The sequence below is a fragment of the Streptomyces sp. NPDC007945 genome (assembly GCF_042958885.1).
Lineage (GTDB): Bacteria > Actinomycetota > Actinomycetes > Streptomycetales > Streptomycetaceae > Streptomyces.
Genome location: NZ_JBIBJV010000003.1, coordinates 392,850 through 412,870, shown reverse-complemented (window position 1 = coordinate 412,870; position 20,021 = coordinate 392,850). Strand labels below are relative to the sequence as shown.

Annotated in this window: 23 protein-coding genes; 13 read left to right on the top strand and 10 right to left on the bottom strand. The window is 73.8% G+C overall.

Annotation, left to right across the window (positions count from 1 at the left end):
- Window positions 1–3 precede the first annotated feature (3 nt).
- The gene (locus ACFZCF_RS12665) at window positions 4–1,170 is read left to right on the top strand and encodes a cobalt-precorrin-5B (C(1))-methyltransferase (protein WP_391286494.1); all 1,167 of its coding nucleotides are present in this window, start codon (window positions 4–6) and stop codon (window positions 1,168–1,170) included.
- Here the strand turns inward: ACFZCF_RS12665 and ACFZCF_RS12660 are convergent.
- Window positions 1,149–1,832, bottom strand: a complete 684-nt coding sequence (locus tag ACFZCF_RS12660) for a hypothetical protein (protein WP_391286492.1) — start codon at window positions 1,830–1,832, stop codon at window positions 1,149–1,151. The genes ACFZCF_RS12665 and ACFZCF_RS12660 overlap by 22 nt on opposite strands.
- Window positions 1,833–1,923: 91 nt before the next feature.
- On the opposite strand from ACFZCF_RS12660, the gene ACFZCF_RS12655 reads away from it, so the two are divergent.
- Entirely contained in the window at window positions 1,924–1,998 is a 75-nt protein-coding gene (locus ACFZCF_RS12655; protein WP_099895366.1) for a 50S ribosomal protein bL37, read from the top strand.
- Between the two features lie 69 nt (window positions 1,999–2,067).
- Here ACFZCF_RS12655 and cobM read toward each other — a convergent pair whose 3' ends face one another.
- The 3 genes from cobM to ACFZCF_RS12640 are packed head-to-tail and all read right to left on the bottom strand — an operon-like array spanning window position 2,068 to window position 4,247.
- Complete coding sequence (gene cobM / locus ACFZCF_RS12650) at window positions 2,068–2,817, bottom strand: precorrin-4 C(11)-methyltransferase (RefSeq protein WP_391286490.1); 750 nt, start codon at window positions 2,815–2,817, stop codon at window positions 2,068–2,070.
- Window positions 2,814–4,058, bottom strand: coding sequence for a precorrin-6y C5,15-methyltransferase (decarboxylating) subunit CbiE (gene cbiE / locus ACFZCF_RS12645; RefSeq protein ID WP_391286488.1), 1,245 nt, complete (start codon window positions 4,056–4,058; stop codon window positions 2,814–2,816). The genes cobM and cbiE overlap by 4 nt, the downstream gene beginning before the upstream one ends.
- A gap of 48 nt (window positions 4,059–4,106) precedes the next feature.
- The gene (locus ACFZCF_RS12640; protein ID WP_388442753.1) at window positions 4,107–4,247 is read right to left on the bottom strand and encodes a DUF6126 family protein; all 141 of its coding nucleotides are present in this window, start codon (window positions 4,245–4,247) and stop codon (window positions 4,107–4,109) included.
- A 114-nt stretch (window positions 4,248–4,361) separates the two neighbouring features.
- Between ACFZCF_RS12640 and ACFZCF_RS12635 the strand changes: the two genes are divergently transcribed.
- From ACFZCF_RS12635 to ACFZCF_RS12620, 4 genes are all read left to right on the top strand, one after another.
- Complete coding sequence (locus tag ACFZCF_RS12635; protein ID WP_391286485.1) at window positions 4,362–5,450, top strand: CE1758 family FMN-dependent luciferase-like monooxygenase; 1,089 nt, start codon at window positions 4,362–4,364, stop codon at window positions 5,448–5,450.
- Between the two features lie 6 nt (window positions 5,451–5,456).
- Entirely contained in the window at window positions 5,457–6,083 is a 627-nt protein-coding gene (locus tag ACFZCF_RS12630) for a CE1759 family FMN reductase (protein ID WP_391286482.1), read from the top strand.
- A gap of 86 nt (window positions 6,084–6,169) precedes the next feature.
- On the top strand, window positions 6,170–6,604 hold the full coding sequence (locus tag ACFZCF_RS12625; RefSeq protein WP_388442744.1) for a universal stress protein: 435 nt from the start codon (window positions 6,170–6,172) through the stop codon (window positions 6,602–6,604).
- A 155-nt stretch (window positions 6,605–6,759) separates the two neighbouring features.
- The gene (locus ACFZCF_RS12620) at window positions 6,760–7,134 is read left to right on the top strand and encodes a VOC family protein (RefSeq protein WP_388442742.1); all 375 of its coding nucleotides are present in this window, start codon (window positions 6,760–6,762) and stop codon (window positions 7,132–7,134) included.
- Between the two features lie 27 nt (window positions 7,135–7,161).
- On the opposite strand, the gene ACFZCF_RS12615 is transcribed toward ACFZCF_RS12620, so the two are convergent.
- The 5 genes from ACFZCF_RS12615 to ACFZCF_RS12595 all read right to left on the bottom strand — a co-directional run bounded on the left by ACFZCF_RS12615 (window position 7,162) and on the right by ACFZCF_RS12595 (window position 10,666).
- Entirely contained in the window at window positions 7,162–8,019 is an 858-nt protein-coding gene (locus tag ACFZCF_RS12615) for an ABC transporter permease (RefSeq protein ID WP_391286479.1), read from the bottom strand.
- Window positions 8,016–8,993 carry an ATP-binding cassette domain-containing protein gene (locus ACFZCF_RS12610; RefSeq protein WP_391286477.1) on the bottom strand — a complete coding sequence of 326 codons (978 nt, stop codon included), beginning with the start codon at window positions 8,991–8,993 and terminating at the stop codon, window positions 8,016–8,018. Before ACFZCF_RS12610 ends, ACFZCF_RS12615 begins: the two co-directional genes overlap by 4 nt.
- Window positions 8,994–9,137: 144 nt before the next feature.
- Window positions 9,138–9,542: a hypothetical protein gene (locus tag ACFZCF_RS12605; RefSeq protein ID WP_388442733.1), complete on the bottom strand. Its 405-nt coding sequence runs from the start codon at window positions 9,540–9,542 to the stop codon at window positions 9,138–9,140.
- A gap of 78 nt (window positions 9,543–9,620) precedes the next feature.
- A complete protein-coding gene (locus ACFZCF_RS12600) occupies window positions 9,621–10,067 on the bottom strand; it encodes a Rid family hydrolase (protein ID WP_391286475.1) in 447 nt (148 codons plus the stop codon).
- Between the two features lie 104 nt (window positions 10,068–10,171).
- Window positions 10,172–10,666, bottom strand: a complete 495-nt coding sequence (locus ACFZCF_RS12595; RefSeq protein ID WP_388442730.1) for an RrF2 family transcriptional regulator — start codon at window positions 10,664–10,666, stop codon at window positions 10,172–10,174.
- A 113-nt stretch (window positions 10,667–10,779) separates the two neighbouring features.
- Between ACFZCF_RS12595 and ACFZCF_RS12590 the strand changes: the two genes are divergently transcribed.
- The 7 genes from ACFZCF_RS12590 (at window position 10,780) to ACFZCF_RS12560 (ending at window position 17,927) form a co-directional block, all read left to right on the top strand.
- Window positions 10,780–11,232, top strand: coding sequence for a hypothetical protein (locus ACFZCF_RS12590; RefSeq protein ID WP_391286472.1), 453 nt, complete (start codon window positions 10,780–10,782; stop codon window positions 11,230–11,232).
- A gap of 1 nt (window position 11,233) precedes the next feature.
- Window positions 11,234–11,689: a hypothetical protein gene (locus tag ACFZCF_RS12585; RefSeq protein ID WP_391286471.1), complete on the top strand. Its 456-nt coding sequence runs from the start codon at window positions 11,234–11,236 to the stop codon at window positions 11,687–11,689.
- A gap of 4 nt (window positions 11,690–11,693) precedes the next feature.
- Window positions 11,694–12,722 carry an endonuclease/exonuclease/phosphatase family protein gene (locus ACFZCF_RS12580; RefSeq protein WP_391286469.1) on the top strand — a complete coding sequence of 343 codons (1,029 nt, stop codon included), beginning with the start codon at window positions 11,694–11,696 and terminating at the stop codon, window positions 12,720–12,722.
- Between the two features lie 17 nt (window positions 12,723–12,739).
- Entirely contained in the window at window positions 12,740–12,976 is a 237-nt protein-coding gene (locus tag ACFZCF_RS12575; protein WP_360602797.1) for a DUF2630 family protein, read from the top strand.
- Window positions 12,977–13,050: 74 nt separating this feature from the next.
- Entirely contained in the window at window positions 13,051–15,126 is a 2,076-nt protein-coding gene (locus tag ACFZCF_RS12570) for an FUSC family protein (RefSeq protein WP_391286466.1), read from the top strand.
- Window positions 15,127–15,430: 304 nt separating this feature from the next.
- Entirely contained in the window at window positions 15,431–16,900 is a 1,470-nt protein-coding gene (locus ACFZCF_RS12565) for an amino acid permease (protein WP_391286464.1), read from the top strand.
- A gap of 37 nt (window positions 16,901–16,937) precedes the next feature.
- Window positions 16,938–17,927, top strand: coding sequence for a hypothetical protein (locus tag ACFZCF_RS12560; protein WP_388442713.1), 990 nt, complete (start codon window positions 16,938–16,940; stop codon window positions 17,925–17,927).
- 25 nt (window positions 17,928–17,952) lie between these two features.
- Here ACFZCF_RS12560 and ACFZCF_RS12555 read toward each other — a convergent pair whose 3' ends face one another.
- The gene (locus tag ACFZCF_RS12555) at window positions 17,953–20,013 is read right to left on the bottom strand and encodes an alkaline phosphatase PhoX (protein WP_391286461.1); all 2,061 of its coding nucleotides are present in this window, start codon (window positions 20,011–20,013) and stop codon (window positions 17,953–17,955) included.
- Between the last annotated feature and the right edge of the window lie 8 nt (window positions 20,014–20,021).

Genomic DNA, 20,021 nt, shown 5'->3' with positions numbered 1-20,021 from the left:
TTCGTGAGTACCGGCGGCGGGCGCGAGGCCCAACTCAAGCACACCGGTCTGCGGCCCGGCTGGACGACCGGCGCGTGCGCGACGGCGGCGACGACGGCCGCGTACACGGCGCTGCTCACCGGCGACTTCCCGGACCCGGTGACGATCACCCTGCCGAAGGGGCAGACGCCGTCGTTCGCGCTCACGGCCGAGTCGCTGACGGCGGGCGCGGCGATGGCGGCGGTGGTGAAGGACGCGGGCGACGACCCGGACGTGACCCACGGCGCGGTGGTCCGCTCGACGGTGCGGCTGCTGCCGCCGGGCTCCGGCGTGGTGTTCCGCGCGGGCGAGGGCGTCGGCACGGTCACGCTGCCGGGTCTGCCCCTGGAGGTCGGCGAGCCGGCGATCAACCCGGTGCCGCGGCGGCTGATGCGGGAGCACGTGGCGGCGGTGGCGGCGGCGCACGGCGCCCCCGGGGACGTCGAGATCACGATCTCGATCGACGACGGCGCGGAGATCGCCCGCTCGACCTGGAACCCGCGCATCGGCATCCTCGGCGGCCTGTCGGTCCTCGGCACGACCGGCGTCGTCGTCCCCTACTCGTGCTCGGCGTGGATCGACTCCATCCGCCGGGGCGTCGACGTGGCCCGCGCGGGCGGCCTCACACACGTCGCCGGCTGCACGGGCTCCACCTCGGAGCGCACGGTGACGGAGCTGTACGACCTGCCGGAGATCGCCCTCCTCGACATGGGCGACTTCGCCGGCGCCGTCCTGAAGTACGTCCGCCGCCACCCCGTCGACCGGCTCACGATCTGCGGCGGCTTCGCGAAGCTCTCCAAGCTGGCCGCCGGCCACCTGGACCTGCACTCGGCCCGTTCCCAGGTCGACAAGGGCTTCCTGGCGGACCTGGTCCGCGAGGCCGGCGGGTCCGCCGCGCTGACGGCGGAGGTCGCGGCCGCCAACACGGGCCTGGCCGCCCTCCGGCTCTGCGAGGCGGCCGGGGTCCCCCTCGGCGACCGCGTGGCCGCCCGCGCCCGCGACGAGGCCCTCGCGGTCCTCCGCGGCGCCCCGGTGGCGGTCGACGTGATCTGCATCGACCGCGCGGGCACCGTGGTGGGCCGCGCGGAGCCGGCGGGGCCGGGAGCGGGGCACGGGGGCGGGTCCGCCGGTCAGCCGTCCACGACCGGGTAGCCGACCTCGGCGACGTCCTCGGCCAGGTCGGCGAGCGTCACCCCGGCGTTGAGGGAGGCGACGACCTCCGGGGTCAGCGGTCGCAGGGCCAGGACGTGACGGACGGCGTCGAGGTCGACGGGGGTCTCGTAATACTCGGAGGCCCATGCGGCGTAGGCCTCGGCCGTGCGGTCCACGAGGAGGCGGAGGAGGCTGTGGGAGCCGTCCGGGTCCGGGTGGTCCTCCAGGCCGGGGAAGGCGACCGGGCCGGTGTGCCAGGCGGTGTCCGAGGGCTCGCGCCACAGGCAGGCGGTGGTGACGTGGACGTCGTCCTCGTCGAGGAAGGCGGGCTCAGTCAGGTACTCGCGGAAGGCCTCCGGGACGCCGTCGAGCACGCCGGGCCAGGTCGCGCCGTCCGCGAGAGGCCCGTACGGGCTCAGCGGCGACTCGTGGTCGAAGACGCGGGCGAAGGCCCCCGCCGGGGAGAGGACGATCGTGTACTCGCCGCCCTGACCGTCCTTCATCGACGCCAATTGCTCGGTCTCGGACCAGTGGGCGTCGAAGGAGTAGTACCGGCCCTCCCACGCGGGGCTCAGTACGGCGTCCAGCATCGCGAGGCCCCGGGAGTGGTCGCGCAGTCCCTTGATGCCCGGCAGCGCCCGGGCCACGTCGTAGACGGTCATGGTTCCCATTGAAGGGGGTGGCGCCGACATGCGGCGCATCGCCCCCGAACCTAGGCTTGCCCCGACGTAACCCCGCGAGAGAGGGAGTCCCATGGCGAAGCGTGGCAACAAGAAGCGGGCGCGCAAGAAGAAGAAGGCGAACCACGGCAAGCGGCCCAACGCCTGAGCCGTCGGTCGAGCCGTGCGGGCCCCGGGGATCGGACTTCCCGGGGCCCCGCCGTGTGCCGGGGGCGGTTCAGCAGGTGTGGCGGTCGCGGGCCGGGTCGTAGAGGTGGCTGTCGCGGAACTCGGAGGCGGCGAGCGTGCGGCCGACGATGATGACGGCCGTCTTGGTGATGCCGGCCTCCTTCACCTGGCCGGCGATGTCCTCCAGCGTGCCGCGCAGGACGAGTTCGTCGGGCCGGCTGGCCAGGGCGACGACGGCGGCCGGACAGTCGGCGCCGTAGTGGGGGATCAGTTCGGCGACGATCCGGTCGGCGTAGCGGGCGCCGAGGTGGAGGACGAGCAGGGCGCCGCTGCGGCCGAGGGTGGCGAGGTCCTCGCCCTCCGGCATGGGGGTGGCCTGCTGGGCGACGCGGGTGAGGATGACCGTCTGGCCGACCGTGGGGACGGTCAGCTCCCGCTTGAGCGCGGCCGCGGCGGCGGCGAAGGCCGGGACGCCGGGCACGACCTCGTAGGGGATGCCGGCGGCGTCGAGCCGGCGCATCTGCTCGGCCATGGCGGAGAAGACGGACGGGTCGCCGGAGTGGAGCCGGGCCACGTCCTGGCCGGCCTCGTGGGCGGCGGTGATCTCGGCGACGATCTCGTCCAGGTGCAGGTTCGCCGTGTCGACGAGCTTCGCGCCGGGCGGGCACTCGGCGAGGAGTTCGGCGGGGACGAGGGAGCCGGCGTAGAGGCAGACCCCGCAGGCCGCGAGGGTGCGGGCGCCGCGCACGGTGATGAGGTCGGCGGCGCCGGGGCCCGCGCCGATGAAGTAGACGGTCATGCGTTCGTTGAACCCTTCGTTACGGACCACTGGGTGACCGGCATGGCCTGGCGCCAGCCGGTGAAGCCGCCGACGGGCACGGCGGCGGAGACGGCCAGCCGGATCAGCTCGCCGCCGTGCCGGGCGTACCAGCGGGCCAGCAGCGCCTCGGACTCCAGGGTCACGGTGTTGGCGACGAGCCGGCCGCCGTCGGGGAGCGCGTCCCAGCAGGTGTCGAGCAGGCCGGGGGCGGTGAGTCCGCCGCCGACGAAGACCGCGTCGGGCGTCTCCAGGCCGGCCAGGGCGTCGGGCGCGGGTCCGGTGACGACCTTCAGCGCCGGGACGCCGAGGGCGGCGGCGTTGCGGCCGATCCGCGCGGCCCGTTCGGGGGACTTCTCGACGGCGATCGCCCGGCAGTCGCGGTGGGTCCGCATCCATTCGACGCCGATGGAGCCGGAGCCGCCGCCGACGTCCCAGAGGAGTTCGCCGGGGGCGGGCGCGAGGGCGGCGAGCGTGGCGGCGCGGACGTACCGCTTGGTGAGCTGCCCGTCGTGCTCGTAGGCCTCGTCGGGCAGGCCGGGCGTGGCGCCGAGGCGGAGGGTGCCTGGGTCGCGGACGCAGTCGAGGGCGAGGACGTGGAGGGCGTCGGTGCGCGGGTGCGGCCAGTCGGCGGCGGTGGCGTCGAGGAGCCGTTCGGCGGGGCCGCCGAGCTGTTCGAGGACCCGGATCCTGGTGCCGCTCCAGCCGGCCTCGCGGAGCAGCGCGGCGACCCGGGCGGGGGTCTCGGGGCCCTCGCCGAGGAGGAGGAGCCGGCGCCCGGGGTGGAGCAGGGCGCGGAGCGCGTCGAGGGGGCGGGCGACGAGCGAGAGGGTGTCGACGGCCTCCAGGGGCCAGCCGAGGCGGGCGCAGGCGTACGAGACGGAGGACGGGTGCGGGTGGATGTCGAGGTCCCGGCCCCCGGCGGCCTCGGTCGCCTCGGTGAGGGTGCGGGCGATCCCGTAGAAGGAGGGGTCGCCGCTGGCGAGGACGGCGAGCGCGCGCCCCTCGTGGGCGGCGAGCAGGCCGGGGACGGCGGGGCGGAGCGGGGACGGCCAGGCGATCCGTTCGCCGGGGCACTCGGCGGCGGGCAGGAGGTCCAGCTGGCGGGGGCCGCCGACGATCACCTCGGCGGCGCGCAGGACCCGGCGGGAGCCCTCGGGGAGCCCGTCCCAGCCGTCCGCGCCGATTCCGACGACCGACACCACCGATATCGCAGCGTTCACGTCGGGGACTCTACGTGAGGGGCGCAGGTGGACGGCACGTGGCGGCCCTCACTTCGGGGCGTTCTGCCCCACGTGGAAGAGGATCCAGACGAAGCCGGCGAAGGCGTGGGTGGCGAAGACGTAGACGAAGACGCGGAGCATCACGCCCCGCTCCTTCCAGCTCTCGCTGTCGTGCGTCTTCCCGGTCATGGCGTCCAGGGTACGGGCCGTGGAACGGACGGGCGGAATAGACGGGAGGGTGGCACCGTTGGACGAGATGATTTAAGCTTCAACTATTCATTCGGAACGCGAGAGGTGACCACGATGCAGTTCGGGATCTTCACCGTCGGCGACGTGACGGCCGACCCCACCACCGGCCGCACCCCCACCGAGCACGAGCGCATCAAGAACACGGTCGCCATCGCGCTCAAGGCCGAAGAGGTGGGCCTCGACGTCTTCGCGACCGGCGAGCACCACAACCCGCCGTTCGTGCCGTCCTCCCCCACCACCCTCCTCGGCCACATCGCGGCCCGCACGGAGAACCTGATCCTCTCCACGTCCACGACGCTCATCACCACCAACGACCCGGTGAAGATCGCCGAGGACTACGCGACCCTCCAGCACCTCGCCGACGGCCGCGTGGACCTGATGACGGGCCGCGGCAACACCGGCCCGGTCTACCCGTGGTTCGGCCAGGACATCCGCCAGGGCATCCCGCTCGCCATCGAGAACTACGCGCTCCTCCACAAGCTGTGGAGGGAGGACGTCGTCGACTGGGAGGGCAGGTTCCGCAGCGCGCTCCAGGGCTTCACGTCCACCCCGCGCCCGCTCGACGGCGTCCCGCCGTTCGTCTGGCACGGCTCCATCCGCTCCCCGGAGATCGCCGAGCAGGCCGCGTACTACGGCGACGGCTTCTTCGCCAACCACATCTTCTGGCCCAAGCAGCACACCGAGAAGATGGTCCGGCTCTACCGGCAGCGGTACGCGCACTACGGCCACGGCACCGAGGAGCAGGCGATCGTCGGCCTCGGCGGCCAGGTCTTCATGCGGAAGAACTCCCAGGACGCGGTACGCGAGTTCCGGCCCTACTTCGACAACGCGCCGGTCTACGGCCACGGCCCCTCCCTGGAGGAGTTCAGCAGCCAGACCCCGCTCACCGTCGGCTCCCCGCAGGAGGTCATCGAGCGCACCCTGTCCTTCCGCGACTACGTCGGCGACTACCAGCGCCAGCTCTTCCTCGTCGACCACGCCGGACTGCCCCTGAAGACGGTCCTGGAGCAGCTCGACATCCTCGGCGAGGAGGTCGTCCCCGTCCTCCGCAAGGAGTTCGCGAACCTCCGCCCGGCCGGCGTCCCGGCCACGGCGCCGCTCCACCCCGCCGTCACCACCGCCCGACAGAAGAAGGAGGCGTAAGCGGTCATGCGCACGCTCAAGCTGGTCGCCGTCTCGGCAGGCCTCAGCTCCCCCTCCTCCACCCGGCTGCTCGCCGACCGTCTCACCCAGGCGGCCCGGTACCGGCTCGCCGAGCGGGAGTACGCCGTCGAGGTCGAGGTCGTCGAACTCCGTGACCTGGCCCTGGACATCGCGAAGAACTTCGTGACGGGCTTCCCGTCGGAGGCGCTGGAGGAGGCCATCGAGAAGGTCACGGGCGCGGACGGCGTCGTCGCCGTCACCCCCGTCTTCACCGCCTCCTACAGCGGCCTCTTCAAGTCCTTCTTCGACCTGGTCGACCCGGCGGCCCTCACCGGTACGCCGGTCCTCCTCGGCGCGACCGGCGGCACCGCCCGGCACAGCCTGGTCCTCGACCACGCCCTCCGCCCCCTCTTCGCCTACCTGCGCGCCCGGGTCTCCTCCACCGCCGTCTACGCGGCCTCCGAGGACTGGGGCACGGGCGGCGACGAGTACACCGAGGGGCTGCCGCACCGGATCACCCGGGCCGGCGAGGAGTTCGCGGACCTGGTCGCGGCGGCGGCGGACAGCCGCCCGGACGCCGAGGAGGAGCTCGTCCCCTTCGAGCGGCAGCTGGCGGACCTGAGGCTCGAATGACCCATTTGTTAAATTGGTGACGGTTTGAGTCTCCTGGATTCTCCTGAACACTCCTTGACTCTCCCGACGACGGACGGAGGTCGGCGATGGCCGGCGGCAGGATCGTGGTGGGCGTGGACGGCTCGGGCCCGTCCCTGAAGGCGCTGACGTGGGCGGCCCGGCAGGCCGCGCTCACCGGGGACTCGCTCCACGCGGTGATCAGCTGGGAGTACCCGGCGTCCTGGGCGACGCTGATGCCGGGCGTGCCGCCGGAGTTCGACCCGGAGCGGCTCGCCGAGCAGATCCTCGACCAGTCGCTCGCGGAGGCGCTCACGCCGGAGCAGGCGGCGGCGACGACCCGCACCGTCGTCGCCGGCAACGCGGCGCAGGCGCTGATCGACCAGGCGGAGGGGGCGGAGCTGCTGGTCGTGGGGGACCGGGGGTACAGCGGCTTCAAGGCGGCGGTCCTCGGCTCCGTCTCCACCAACGTCACCCAACACGCCCCCTGCCCCGTGGTCGTGGTCCGCGCCCCCACCCCCTAACCCCCATCGCCCTGCGGGACGCCTGCCCACAGCGACGGCGGGCGCGCCCGCCCCCAGGGGCGACGGCGCAGGCGCAAGGGGTGGGCGTCGCTCCGTCGGGCGAGTGGGTGCGGCGACGGGGGGCGGGACGGGCCGGGAGGGCGGAGGATGCCGGCATGGACATCAGACTCGAACTGATCGGCGTGCCCGTGACCGACGTGGACCGGGCCAAGGACTTCTACGAGCGCGTCGGCTTCCACCCGGACCACGACGTCACCGTCAGCGAGGACATCCGCTTCGTCCAGATGACCCCGCCCGGCTCGGCCTGCTCGATCGCCTTCGGGAAGGGCATCACCGAAATGGCCCCGGGCTCGCTCGACAACATGCAGGTCGTCGTCGACGACATCGAGCGCGCCCACGCCGACCTCACCGCCCGCGGCGTCGACGTCGGCGAGATCGACGACCAGCCCTGGGGCTCGTTCGTCTACTTCGCCGACCCGGACGGCAACCGCTGGGCCGTCCAGCAGAAGACGCCCCGCGACCGGTCCTAGGGCCTGTCGACCCGCCGCGCCCCGCCCTCACTTGCGGTTGTAGAGCCGCATCGTCACCGCGCCGAAGACCGCGACGAAGAGCACCGACCACCCCAGCGACCAGGCGATGTCGGCGGCGGGCCGGCCGCCGGCCATCAGTTCGCGCACCGCCGTCGCCAGGTGCGTCACCGGGCTGTTGTTCACGAAGGCCTGGAGCCAGCCGGGCATGGTCCTCGGGTCGACGAAGACGTTGGAGAGGAAGGTCAGCGGGAAGATCACCATCATGCTGACGCCCATGACGGACTTCTCGCTGCGCAGCAGCAGCCCGAACATGGTCCAGATCCACGAGAAGGCGAACGAGAAGACCAGCAGCAGCGCCACCCCGAGCAGCACACCCAGGACCCCGCCGCCGGGCCGGTAGCCGATGAGGAGGCCGACGCTCAGCATCACCGCGGAGGCGATGAGGTAGCGGACGACGTCGCCGAGGAGGTAGCCGACCATCGGGGCCGGCCGCCAGATCGGCAGGGTGCGGAAGCGGTCGAAGACGCCCTTCTCGATGTCGGTGTTGACCGAGACGCCGGTGTACATCGTGATCATCACGACCGACATCACGAGGATGCCGGGCAGCAGGAACTGGATGTACGCCGAGACCGAGCCGGCCAGCGCGCCCCCGAAGAGGTACGTGTACATCAGCACCATCATGATCGGGAACGCCGTCACGTCGAACAGCTGCTCCGGCACGTGCTTGATCTTCAGCATGGCCCGCCAGCCGAAGGTGAGCGACGCGGCGAGCGCCCCGGGCCGGGCGGGCCGCTCCTTCGCGATCAGGAGCGCGGCGAGTTCGTCGGCGCGGGGCGCGACGAAGTCGACCCCCTGGCCGGTCTCCGTGGACGTGCCGGTGCTCATGCGGCCGGCCCCTTCCGGTCGGTGAGGGCGAGGAACACCTCGTCGAGGCTGGGCTGGCCCAGCGCGAAGTCGTCCACGGTGATCCCGGCGCGGGCCAGTTCGGCGAGGGCGCGCGCGGCCTGTTCGGCGGCGCCGAGGTCGGTGCCGTGGCCGTTGACGGTGGCGGTGAGGGCGACCGGGTCGGGGTCGAGCTGGACGGCCGCGTTCAGGGCGGTGGCGAGGACCCGTTCGGCCCCCGCCCGCTGCGCCGGGTCCCGGAGCCGTACGTGCACGGAGCCCGCGCCGACGGAGGCCTTCAGCTCGCCCTTGGTGCCCTCCGCGATCACCTTGCCGTGGTCGATGACGGCGATCCGGGAAGCGAGTTGGTCGGCCTCGTCGAGGTACTGGGTGGTGAGCAGGACGGTCGTGCCCTGGTCGACGACGGCCCGCACGATGTCCCACACCTGGTTGCGGCTGCGCGGGTCGAGGCCGGTGGTCGGCTCGTCGAGGAAGAGCAGGTCGGGGGTGTTGAGGATGGACGCGGCGATGTCGATGCGGCGCCGCATGCCGCCCGAGTAGTTCTTGACCTGCCGGTCGGCGGCGTCCGTGAGGCCGAAGGCGTCGAGCAGCTGCGCGGAACGGTCGCGGGCGGCGGGGCGGCCGTGGCCGAGGAGGCGGGCGAGGAGGACGAGGTTCTCGGTGCCGGTGAGGTCCTCGTCGACGGAGGCGTACTGGCCGGTGAGGCTGACCCGGCCGCGTACGGTGTCGGCCTCGGCGACGACGTCGTGCCCGAAGACGCGGGCGTGCCCGGCGTCCGGGCGGAGCAGGGTGGCGAGCATCTTGACGGCGGTGGTCTTCCCGGCCCCGTTGGGCCCGAGCAGGCCGTACACGGTTCCGGCCGGGACCCGCAGGTCGACGCCGTCGACGGCCCGGTTGGCGCCGAAGGCCTTCACCAGGCCCTCGGTCTCCACGGCGACGCCGTTCGTTCCGCCCATTACCTGGTGCCTCCCTCCGCGGACCGCAACCCCTCCAGTCTGCTGCGGGACGGACGGCGGCGCAGTCCGGAGGGGGAGGCCCTGGGTGCCCGGCGCGGGGCGCGGGTGTGGGTGTGGGTGTGGATGGGGTGACGCGGGCGCGGGTCAGTACGGCGCGGGGTGTCCGGCGGCGTCCTCGTGCGTGTAGAAGAGGTAGTACGCGCACGCGCCGGCCACGAGGGCGACCGCGAGCCCGAGCCCGCTCGACGAGAGCACGCTCGCCCCGGAGAGGCTGTAGAGGAAGCCGGTCGCGCCGCCGGTGACCGCTCCCCATGCCGCGGCGCGCGCCTCGCGCGGCAGGGCCCGCCCGTGGGTGCGGAGCGCCCACAGGGCGCCGGCGAGGGCGAGTGCGGAGACGATGCCGAGCCAGAGCTGGCCCCAGGTGAGCGCCCCGCCGTGCCGCGAGACGGTGGCGGCCCAGAGGCCGTAGAGGACGCCGATGACGGCGGGCAGGACGGCACCGTGCATCTCCACGGAACGCCGTGCGGGTACCGCTGCGTGTGCGGCCATGGCAGGAGCTCCTTCGTGTCGCCCCCCTGCTGCTGCACCCTCCAGGGCACACCCGCCACCGGCGTCCCGCAAGTCGGATCAGCGCCCCGCGCCACCGTCCCGACCACCGGCGCCGTCCGGGTCGGCGGGGCGGACGGCCACCGCGTCGATCTCGAAGAGCATGCCGGGGAGGGCGAGCGAGGCGACCCCGCTGAGCGTCTGCGCGGGCAGCCGCTCGCCGAACGCCTCGTGCAGCGCCTTGCCGAGGACCTCCAGCTTCGCGAGGTCGTGGTCGACGACGTAGGAGCCGAGCCGGACGACGTGCTCGTATCCGAGGCCGACGCCTTCGAGGGCCTGGCGGAGGCGGGTGAGGGAGAGGGCGACCTGGTCGGCGAAGTCGCCGGGGACGGGGGCGCCGGCGGTGTCGGAGGCGTACTGCCCGGCGATGAAGACGAGTTCGCCGGGGGCGGACGCGGCGTGGCTGTAGCCGAAGGGGGCGGGGTCGTGGAGGGCGGGCGGGTTGGTGAGCGTGCGCTGATCGGTCATGCCGGAGGTTCCTTCCCCGTCGGGTTGTTTCTCGACATCGAATGTCCGGGTCAATTTGTGGGAGGGTGCTGTGCCCGCCGCGCCGTCGGCCTCGCGCCAAGGCCTCACGCCAGGTTCGCGAACCACCGCCGGATCCGGTCCGGGGCGTCCGGCGCCTGGTGTTCGGCGCGCTCGCGGACGGAGTCGAGGGTCTGCGCGGCGAGTTCGCGGCGCCAGGCGAGGTCGGCGCGGCCCATCGCGCCGGCGATGGCGCACTCGGGGGCGCGGCCGCCCGCGGGCCCGGCGCCCGGTCGCGCGCCCGCGCCGGGGCCCTGCTGCCGGATCTCGGTGCAGCGGAAGGCCTCTTCGGGGCCCTCCAGGGCGGTGACGACGTCCATGAGGGTGATCCGGTCGAGACCGCGGGCGAGCCGGAAACCGCCCTTGGGTCCGGAGACGGACGTGAGGATGCCGGCCCGGACGAGCGCTTGGAGCTGCTTGTTCAGATACGCGGCGGGCAGCTCGTGGTAGGCCGCGAGGCGGGCGGCGGTGACCGCCCGACCGGGGCCGATCCAGGCCAGGTTGAGACAGCTGTGGAGCGCCCACTCCACGCCTTCGTTCATCCTCATGATTCTGGACTTTACTTATCCGGGATCGAGGGACGCAAGAGCGGACACCTCACCCGTTCGGAGCAATCGAAAGGCCGAAATGTTCCTATTGATCCCACGATGGGCCCATGAGCCAGAACAGCACACCCCCGCGACCGGAGTCCGCCCCCCGACCGTCCAGGTCGAGCACCTCGGAGGCCTGGTCCTCCGGCGGAACGCTCTTCGCCGGCGTCCTCATGCTCGTCACCGGCATCCTGGACGTCTTCCAGGGCATCGCCGGGATCGCCGAGGACGACGTCTACGCCCGCGTCGGCGACTACGTGTTCAAGTTCAACCTCACCACCTGGGGCTGGATCCACCTGATCCTCGGCATCATCGTCGCGATCGCCGGCTACGGGATCCTCAAGGGCGCCGAGTGGGGCCGGGTCGCCGGTATCTCCCTGGCCTCCCTCAACCTCCTCCTGCAGTTCCTCTTCATCCCCTACCAGCCGTGGTGGGCGCTCTTCTCGATGGCCGTCTCGGTCTTCGTGATCTGGGCCCTGGCCACGGACGACCGGTACGGCCGCCACGAGCGGTACTGACGTGGGCACCCGCCGACGACGCCGACGGTTCGGGGCCGCGCTCCTCGCCCTGGCCGCCACCTGCGCCGCCGCGGGTGCCACCACCGGCTGCGAGGCCGCCACGGAGGCCGCCGGGGGCATCGTCTCCTCGGCGGGCTCCGCGGTCGCCTCGGCGGCGCAGCGGCAGCTGGACGAGATCGAGGACGGGGCGAACGCCACCGCCGACGTGACCGCGGGACCGACCTCGGACGACGGGGACCGCACGGTCGCCACGGTCACCGCCGCCAACCCGAAGGACGCGACCGCCGACTACACGGTCCTGGTCACCTTCCGGGACGCCGACGGCACCTTCCTCGACACCGTCGTCCTCACCGTCGACGGCGTCCCCGCCGGAGCCTCCAAGTCCGGTACCGCGCGCAGCAATCGGACCCTGACCGGCCCGACGACCGCGGAGATCGAACGGGCCCTGCGACACTGACGGAGTGGACCGAGCCCTCGCACCCGACCCCCTGCCGGCGCGCTTCGCGGGGACGACGCCCCCGCCCGTACCCCTCCGGCCCGGGCCCGGCACCCGCGCGGCCGCCTGGGCCGCCGGACTGCTCCTGGCCGTCCCGGCGGTCGTCGCCGGCTGCAAGGCGTACGGCACCGACGGCGTCACCCCGGTCCCCCAGCTCCTCTCCTTCCTGCCCTGGCTGACCGTCCCCGCCGCCCTGGGAGTGCTGTGCGCGGCGGCCTCGCGGCACCGGCCGCTGGCCTTCCTCGCGGTCCTCGTCCTCCTGTTCACGGCCTGGACGACGCTCCCCCCGATGCTCGTCCACTCCTACGGCCCGCCGGTCGCGCGGATCCGCGTGATCGCCGCCAACGTCGAGTTCGGGCAGGCCACCGGCTCCCTCGTCGACCTCGCCCGCCGCGAGAAGCCCCAGCTCCTGTACGTCTCCGAGTGCGACCCCCGCTGCGCCGGGATCCTCACCGCCGCGCTCTCCGGGCAGCTGCCGCACCGGGCCTCGGTGGACGCCGAGGGCTCCCGGGGCTCGGTCGTCCTCAGCGCCTACCCGCTCCGCGACCGCTCCGCCGTCCCCGCCACGATGGGGATGCCGGGCGCCACGGCCGAGATCGCGGGACGGCCGGTACGCCTCCAGCTCGCGCACCCGATGCCGCCGCTGCCCGGCCAGGTGGACCTCTGGAAGGCGGAACTCTCCCGGCTCCGCGCGGAGGTCGCGTCCCGCCCGCCGGGCGAAGCCCTCCTGCTCGCCGGCGACTTCAACGCCTCCCAGGACCACGCCGCCTACCGCGCCTTCCTCACCACCCGCTCCCTCGTCGACGCCGCCCACGTCACCGGCGCCTCCCGCACCCCCACCTGGCCGGCGGAGGGCCCGCTGCCGCCGTACGTCCAGATCGACCACGTCCTCGCGTCCCCCACCCTCACGCCGGTCGCCACCCGCTTCCCGCCCCTCCCCGGCAGCGACCACCGGGCCGTCCTCGCCGATGTCGACCTGCACGAAGGGCGCTGATCGGCGACGCTGGGAGCATGGACAACGAGCAGATCCTCGACGACATCGGAGCGCTCGTGGAGGAGGAGCGCGCCCTGCGCGGGCGCACCGGCGGCCTCCTCCCCGAGGAGCGCGAACGCCTCGCGGCCCTGGAGGTCCGGCTCGACCAGTGCTGGGACCTGCTCCGGCAGCGGCGCGCCAAGTCCGAGTTCGGCGAGGACCCCGACACCGCGGCCCTCCGCCCGGCCTCCGAGGTCGAGTCCTACCGGAACTGACCCGCCCCGGCCCGCGCCCCGCGCCGAGGGGCGCGTGCGCGGCGGGCTCCGGCAGGTCCACGTAGGTTGGGGGCATGGCTTCTGGGACGGGGCGGATGGTGCCGCCGGCGTGGCTGACGGCCGGACTGCGACCGCAACCCGCGCCCGTCCCCTGGCCCGCCACCGTCCGCGCGGCCCTCGCGCTCTCCCTGCCGCTCGCCGCCGGCCTCGTCCTGGACCGCCCCGCCGAGGGCGCCCTCGTCTCGATGGGCGCGCTCTCCGGTGTCATCGGCGACACCGCCGACGCCTACCGGATGCGCGTCTTCAACATCGCCGTCCCGCAGCTCTTCGGCGCCCTGGGCGTCACCCTCGGCACGCTCGTCTTCGGCCACGGCTGGCTGGCCGTCGCCACGCTCACCCTCGTCGCGCTCGTCTCCGGGATGATCTCCTCGATCGGCGCCGTCGCCTCCGCCTCCGGTCTCCTCCTGCTCCTCAACGCCGTCGTCGGCGCCGGCCTGCCGATGCCCGACCCGTGGTGGAAGGCACCCGTCCTCCTCGGCCTCGGCGGGCTCGTCGTCCTCGCGCTCACCCTGCTCGGCTGGCCGCTGCGCCGCGCCGCGCCCGAACGGGCCGCGGTCGCCGCCACCTACCGGACGGTCGCCGACCTGTACGAGGCGGCGGGCTCGGAGGCGTACCAGGAGAGGCGCCACGCGGTGACCGGCTCACTGAACCAGTCGTACGACCTGATCCTGGCCCGCCGCGCCCGCCAGCACGGCCGCACCTCCTCCCTGGCCCGGCTGCTCGCCCAGCTCAACGTGCTGATCCCGCTCCTGGAGGCCGCCCCCGCCGCCGACCTCCGCGCCCGCCGCCACGGGCCGCTGCCGCCGGCCGTCGCCGCGACGATCCGCGAGCTCGCCGACGCCGTGGAGAACGGCCGCGCCGACACCGCCGCACCGGTCCTCCCTCCCTCGGACCGGCCCTCCGACAAGGCCGTCGAGCACGCGCTCCGGCACGCCGCCGCCGTCGTCCGCGAGGCCGACCCCCACCCCCACGACATCGACGACCGACTCGGCCGCCCCGCCTCCCTCGCCGTCCGCGCCCGCCGCGCCACCCGCACGATGCTGGTGTCCGCGCCCTCCTGGCGGTACGGGCTGCGCCTGGCGCTCTGCATCGGCCTCGCGCAGTCCCTCGTCTCGCTGGTCGCGGTCCCCCGCTCGTACTGGGTCGCGCTCACCGTCACCTTCGTGATGAAGCCCGACTTCGGGTCGGTCTTCTCCCGCGCCGTCCTCCGCGCCTTCGGCACCTGCCTGGGCCTCGTCTCCGCCGCCCTCGTCCTCGCCGAGGTGCCGCGGGGCTGGTGGGACGTGCCGGTGATGGCGGTGCTCGCCGCGCTCATCCCGGTCTTCTCCGCCAAGGGGTACGCCTTCCAGACCGCGGCCGTCACCCCCGTCATCCTGCTGCTCTCCGACGCCCTCAACCAGCAGGGCTTCGACCTCGTCCTGCCCCGCCTGTACGACTCCCTCATCGGCTGCGCCATCGCGCTCGTCGCCGGCTACCTCCTCTGGCCGGAGTCCTGGCACAGCCGGATCGGGGACCGGCTCGCCGACGCGGTCGCCGACGCCGCCGCGTACGTGGCCCTCGCCTTCCGGCCCGACGCCCCGGGTCCGAGCGCCCCGGGGGCCGACACCCTCGGGACCGATGCCTCAGGCGCCGACACCCCGGGGACCGGTGCCTCCGGGACCGGCGTCCCCGAAGCCGGTGCCTCCCGGCCCGGTGCCGACGGCCGTCGGCTGCGGGCCCGCCGCAAGCTGTACCGGGACCTTTCGGTGGTCCGCTCCGAGTTCCAGCGGGCCCTCACCGAACCGCCGCCGACCGGCACCCGGGCCGCCGCCTGGTGGCCGCTGGCCATCGCCGTCGAGCGGATCGTGGACGCCACCACCGCCGCCCGCATCCGCGTCGCGCACGGCGCCCCGCCACCCGACCCGGCGGAGGTCGCCGAGGTGGCGCGCGAGCTGCGCGAACTCGCCGACGGACTGCGCGCCAGCGACGTCCTCGTCCCGGTCCGCGCCGAACTGCCCGGGGACGAGGACGGCATCCTCGCCCCGCTCCGCCAGGAGGTCCGCGCGGCCCGCGCCTTCGCGGGCCCCGAACTGCCCCCGGACGGGCCGTAAACGCCCCATCAGGGGCGCATCGAAGGACTTACCGGCGGTCACGGAACGGAACCTTCCTGCCACCGTTACCGGATTCCATCCGGGCGACTACGATGCGCTCGACCGCCCCGATGTGATCAGCGTCCGCAGGCCTGCCCGTCCCCTGCCCACCCCTGCCCGCGCCCGCACGAGGCCCGTCGCACCCGCCCGCCCGGCACCCCGCTCCGCCCTGCCCGTTCACCCCTTCCGCACCCGCCGCCTCCCGTTCTCCCTCCGTCGTCCGGAACCCCCACTCCCCACCCCCCAGGACTCCGAGGACACCGTCATGCGCACGACCACGAGCAGAGGGCTCCAGCCCAACGTCCTCGGCACCTTCGACACCATCGTGATGGCCGTCGCCGGCAGCGCCCCCGCCTACTCGCTCGCCGCCACCACCGCCGTCCTCTGCGGCGCCGTCGGACTCGCGGGACCGGCCGCGCTCCTCTACTGCGCGATACCGATGTTCGGCATCGTCCTCGCCTACGCGCGCCTCGGCCGGATCGACGTCAACGCGGGCGCCGGCTACTCGTGGGTGGGCCGCACCCTCCACCCGTTCCTGGGCTTCCTGTCCGGCTGGGCACTGGTCTTCGCCGCCACCGTCTTCATGGTGGCGGGCTCGCTGCCCGCCGGCTCGCTCACCCTCGCCCTCGTCTCCCCCGACCTCGCCTCCTCCACCCCGCTGGCCGCGGCGGTCGGCGCCTGCTGGTTCCTGCTGATGCTCGGCGTCGTCCTCGGCGGCACCCGGCTCACCGTCCGCGCCCAACTCCTCATGTCGGGCGTCGAGATGGCCATCCTGCTCGCCTTCGTCCTGGCGGCGGTGGCGCACCGGGGGCGGGCGGTCGCCTTCGACTGGTCCTGGTTCGGACTCGGGCACTTCCACGGTCCCGAGGGCTTCGCCGCGGGCGCGCTCATCGCCGCGTTCTACTACTGGGGCTGGGACGTCACCAGCAACCTCAGCGAGGAGACCCGCGACAGCCGGCGGACCGCCGGGCTCGCCGCCCTCGTCGGCGTCGGCTTCGTCTTCCTCCTCTTCGTCGCCTTCACCGTCGCCGTGAACGTGCTGCTGCCCGCCGACCGGATCCTGGACGCGGGCCCGAACGTGCTCGCCGTCCTCGGCGAGGAGATCTGGCCCGGCGTCGGCGGGAGACTGCTGGTCGTCGCCGTGGTCCTGTCCACCGTCGCCACCCTGGAGACCACCCTGCTCCAGGTGACCCGCTCGCTCTTCGCGATGGGCCGCGACCGGACCCTGCCGGCCGCCCTCGGCCTCGTCCACCGCCGCTGGAACACCCCGTGGGTCGCGATCGCCGCCGTCGGCGCCGCCGCCCTCGTCCTCTTCGCCGCCGCGGCGGCCGCCGGCTCCGTCCAGCGGATCCTGCGGGACGCGGTCTCCGCGATCGGCCTCCAGATCGCCTTCTACTACGGCCTGGCCGGTCTCGCCGCCGTCGTCGCCTACAAGTCGCTGCTGCTGCGGTCGGCGAAGAACCTGCTGCTCGGCGGGGTGTGGCCGCTGCTCGGCTCCGCGTTCATGCTGTGGGCCTTCGTCGAATCGCTCGGCGAACTGTCCACCACCGCGCTCACCATCGGCCTCGGCGGCCTCGCCGCCGGTCTCGTCCCGATGGCCGTGTACTGGCGCCGCGGCAGCGACTACTACCGCCCCGCCCGCCTGGACGCGGGCCGCGCGCTCGCCGCCGCCGGCGAGGGCACCACCTCTCCCGGCGCGCGCCTGCGGGACAAGAGCTACGCCACGGACTTCTGACGACCACACCCGGCACTTCGTGAGGGAAGGAGGACCCATGGGCGGACGCCGACGCGCCCTCCGGCGGTCCCGCGGCGAGCGGTTCACGCCCGACTTCGACCCGGACTTCGGTGACCGCGCGCTGACGGAGGCCCGCCACGACATCGTCATCGGCCGGTGGCAGGGCGTACGCGACCTGCTCGCCGCCACCGGCGACGACTGGGCCCGCCGCACCCACCGCGTCCGGCTGCTCTCGCACGCCGCCGCCGGCAGCTCGACCGTCGAGACCTGGCGGGCCGCCGAACCGCACAGCGCGGACGCGGCGGTGCTGCGGGCCGCGACCGAGGTGGTGCGGGTCTTCGACGCGGCCATCGCCGCCGGGAGGGGCGCCACCGTCGACCGGGCCAGGATCGACGCGGCCGTGGACGCCTGCCGGAGCGCCGCGGAGGCCGCGCCCGCCGACCCGATGCCGTGGGTGTCGCTGCTGTCGGTGGCGCGGCTGTACGAGGGCGGTGTCCCGCGCCGCGAACTGCGCTACTGGTTCGACGAGTTGCGCCGCCGTGACCCGTACAGCATCGAGGGCCACGTCCAGGTCCTCCGCTACCTCTCGGCCCGTTGGCACGGCACCCACGGCTCCATGTACGACTTCGCCCGCGACGCGGCCGGAGTGGCGCCGCCCGGCTCGGCGCTGCCGGTCCTGGTGCAGGTCGCGCGGGTGGAGGAGTACCGCTACATCGCGGACGGCGCCCTGGGGCGCGGCCCGGTGCGCGGCTTCGACCAGCACTGGAAGCACGAGCTGGCGGTGACCGAGCTGCGGCGCACCCACGACCGCTGGATCGGCGGCCGGGACCCGGACCTGCCGATCCGGCCGGAGGAGGTGGGCGAGCTCAACTTCCTCGCCCACGCCGCCTGTTACGCGGGGCAGGTGGAGCTGGCACGGGAGCTGATGGGCCTGCTCGGCGTGCGGGCCGCGTGGGTCCCGTGGGCGTACACGGGCGACCCGGAGGAGCAGTTCGTCCGCTTCCGGGAGGGCCTGGGGGTGGCCTGACGCCACCCCCGGGCCGTACCCGGTCTCAGACGCCGATGTCGCGGCCGTCGGTGCGCCAGACGGCGACGACCGACGGGCGGACGATCTTGCCTGGCCCGTCGGGCCAGGTGGAGGCCGGGTTCTCGACGGAGGCGCCGTCGATCTCCCCCGGGTGCTGCACGGCGACCAGGACGCGGCGGTCCTGGATGATCGGGCCGCAGGTCTCGGCGCCGCGCGGCACGGTGAGGAACTGCTTCAGCTCGCCCCGGCGGTCACCGTGCACGGCGACGCCGAAGAGGCCGTCGTGGGAGCCGAGCTGGTTGCCGTCGGTGGAGATCCACAGGTTGCCGTGCGGGTCGAAGGCCACGTTGTCCGGGCAGGAGATCGGCGAGACCTTCTCCTTCGGGTAGCCCGCGAAGTAGGTGGCCGGGTCGTTCGGGTCGCCGGCGACGAGGAAGAGGCGCCAGGCGAAGCCGTCCGACGACGGGTCGTCCCAGTGCTCGGCCAGCTCCAGGACCTGCCCGTGCTTGTTGAGGTTGCGCGGGTTGGCCTCGTCCGCGCCCGGGTTGGTGCCCTTGCCGCGGTTCGAGTTGTTCGTCAGGGCGACGTAGACGCGACCGGAGCGCGGCGACGGCTCGACGTCCTCGGGGCGGTCCATCTTCGTGGCGCCGACCTTGTCACCGGCGAGGCGCGTGAAGACGAAAACCTCCTCGGCGGTCATGCCGGGGACGTGCGAGACGGCGCCGTCCCCGGTGGCCGTGGCCAGCGGAATCCAGGTGCCGGAACCGTCGAACTCGCCGTCGTTCGGGAGCTTGCCGGTGCCGTCGATCTCGGCGGCCGGGGAGTCGCCGGTGAGCTTGGCGACGTACAGGGTGCCCTCGTCGAGGAGGGTGAGGTTGTGGGCGCGCGCCTTCCGCGACTCGCCCTTCATCATCCGCTTCGAGGAGACGAACTTGTAGAAGTAGTCGAACCGCTCGTCGTCGCCCATGTAGACGACCGGGCGGCCGTCGGCGGTCAGCCGGGGCTGCGCGGCCTCGTGCTTGAAGCGGCCGAGCGCGGTGCGCTTGCGCGGGGTGGACTCGGGGTCGTACGGGTCGAGCTCGACGACCCAGCCGAAGCGGTGGACCTCGTTCGGCTCCTGCGCGAGGTCGAAGCGCCTGTCGAACCGCTCCCACTTGCGCTCGGAGGCGCCGGTGCCGACGCCGTACCGCTTGTCCGTGGCGGACGAGCCGTGGGCGAAGTACTGGTTGAAGTTCTCCTCGCCGTGGAGGGTCGTGCCCCACGGGGTGGTGCCGCCGGCGCAGTTGTTGAGCGTGCCGAGGACGGTACGGCCCTCCGGGTCGGCCGAGGTCCGCACCAGCGCGGAACCGGCGGCGGGCCCGGTCAGCTCGAACTCGCTCGTGGTGTGCAGACGACGGTTCAGGTAGTGCCGGGACACCGGGGAGAGCTTGCCCGTCCGGTGCTCCTCCTGCACCACGACCACGGAGAGGCCGTGCGCGGCCCAGGCGATCTCGACCTGCTCGCGGGTCGGGTTCTCGGAGTCGTAACCGCGGAACATCAGGACTTCGTCCGTGTACTCGTGGTTGGCGACGAGCACCTGTCGCCCGCGCTCGCCGCGCAGCGGCAGCAGGGAGAGGAAGTCGTTGTTGTAGCCGAACTGCCCGGCCTGCGCCGCGGCGGTCTGCTTCTCGGAGTCGAAGGCGGGCGCACCGCGCAGAATCGGTTCGCCCCAGCGGATGACGACGTTCTGGCCGTAGTCGGCCGGCACGGTCACCGCGTCGGTGGTGTTGGGCGCGACGGGAGCGAACCGGAGCCCGCGGGCACCGTCCGCCTTGGGGGCGGGCTTCCTACCCGGGTGCGCCTCGGCGGCGGGCGCCCCGCCGAGCACCACGGCACCGCCGGCAGCCGAGGCGACGGTCACGACGGCGGCGGCGCGGAGCGCGGAACGGCGCGACAGCACACCGGCTATGACGTCGCCGACGTACTCGTTGTCGCTGGTGTTGGGCACCTCGTGGAAGCAGGCGTCACCACACCGGAACCGGCAGGTGAGGGCGGAACGGCCGCCTCCGTGCGGGTTCGTACCGATCAGCGGCAGCAGTTTGCGCACTTGGTCCT

What these genes read in the sequence shown, in the direction of transcription:
- ACFZCF_RS12600 (WP_391286475.1), bottom strand. Translation starts at nt 10,067, where the DNA reads ATGACCGATCAGCGCACGCTCACCAACCCGCCCGCCCTCCACGACCCC.
- ACFZCF_RS12565 (WP_391286464.1), top strand. Translation starts at nt 15,431, where the DNA reads ATGCGCACGACCACGAGCAGAGGGCTCCAGCCCAACGTCCTCGGCACC.
- ACFZCF_RS12630 (WP_391286482.1), top strand. Translation starts at nt 5,457, where the DNA reads ATGCGCACGCTCAAGCTGGTCGCCGTCTCGGCAGGCCTCAGCTCCCCC.
- ACFZCF_RS12560 (WP_388442713.1), top strand. Translation starts at nt 16,938, where the DNA reads ATGGGCGGACGCCGACGCGCCCTCCGGCGGTCCCGCGGCGAGCGGTTC.
- ACFZCF_RS12640 (WP_388442753.1), bottom strand. Translation starts at nt 4,247, where the DNA reads ATGACCGGGAAGACGCACGACAGCGAGAGCTGGAAGGAGCGGGGCGTG.
- ACFZCF_RS12615 (WP_391286479.1), bottom strand. Translation starts at nt 8,019, where the DNA reads ATGAGCACCGGCACGTCCACGGAGACCGGCCAGGGGGTCGACTTCGTC.
- ACFZCF_RS12605 (WP_388442733.1), bottom strand. Translation starts at nt 9,542, where the DNA reads ATGGCCGCACACGCAGCGGTACCCGCACGGCGTTCCGTGGAGATGCAC.
- ACFZCF_RS12595 (WP_388442730.1), bottom strand. Translation starts at nt 10,666, where the DNA reads ATGAACGAAGGCGTGGAGTGGGCGCTCCACAGCTGTCTCAACCTGGCC.
- ACFZCF_RS12660 (WP_391286492.1), bottom strand. Translation starts at nt 1,832, where the DNA reads ATGACCGTCTACGACGTGGCCCGGGCGCTGCCGGGCATCAAGGGACTG.
- ACFZCF_RS12570 (WP_391286466.1), top strand. Translation starts at nt 13,051, where the DNA reads ATGGCTTCTGGGACGGGGCGGATGGTGCCGCCGGCGTGGCTGACGGCC.
- ACFZCF_RS12610 (WP_391286477.1), bottom strand. Translation starts at nt 8,993, where the DNA reads ATGGGCGGAACGAACGGCGTCGCCGTGGAGACCGAGGGCCTGGTGAAG.
- ACFZCF_RS12625 (WP_388442744.1), top strand. Translation starts at nt 6,170, where the DNA reads ATGGCCGGCGGCAGGATCGTGGTGGGCGTGGACGGCTCGGGCCCGTCC.
- ACFZCF_RS12635 (WP_391286485.1), top strand. Translation starts at nt 4,362, where the DNA reads ATGCAGTTCGGGATCTTCACCGTCGGCGACGTGACGGCCGACCCCACC.
- ACFZCF_RS12590 (WP_391286472.1), top strand. Translation starts at nt 10,780, where the DNA reads ATGAGCCAGAACAGCACACCCCCGCGACCGGAGTCCGCCCCCCGACCG.
- ACFZCF_RS12620 (WP_388442742.1), top strand. Translation starts at nt 6,760, where the DNA reads ATGGACATCAGACTCGAACTGATCGGCGTGCCCGTGACCGACGTGGAC.
- ACFZCF_RS12575 (WP_360602797.1), top strand. Translation starts at nt 12,740, where the DNA reads ATGGACAACGAGCAGATCCTCGACGACATCGGAGCGCTCGTGGAGGAG.
- cobM (WP_391286490.1), bottom strand. Translation starts at nt 2,817, where the DNA reads ATGACCGTCTACTTCATCGGCGCGGGCCCCGGCGCCGCCGACCTCATC.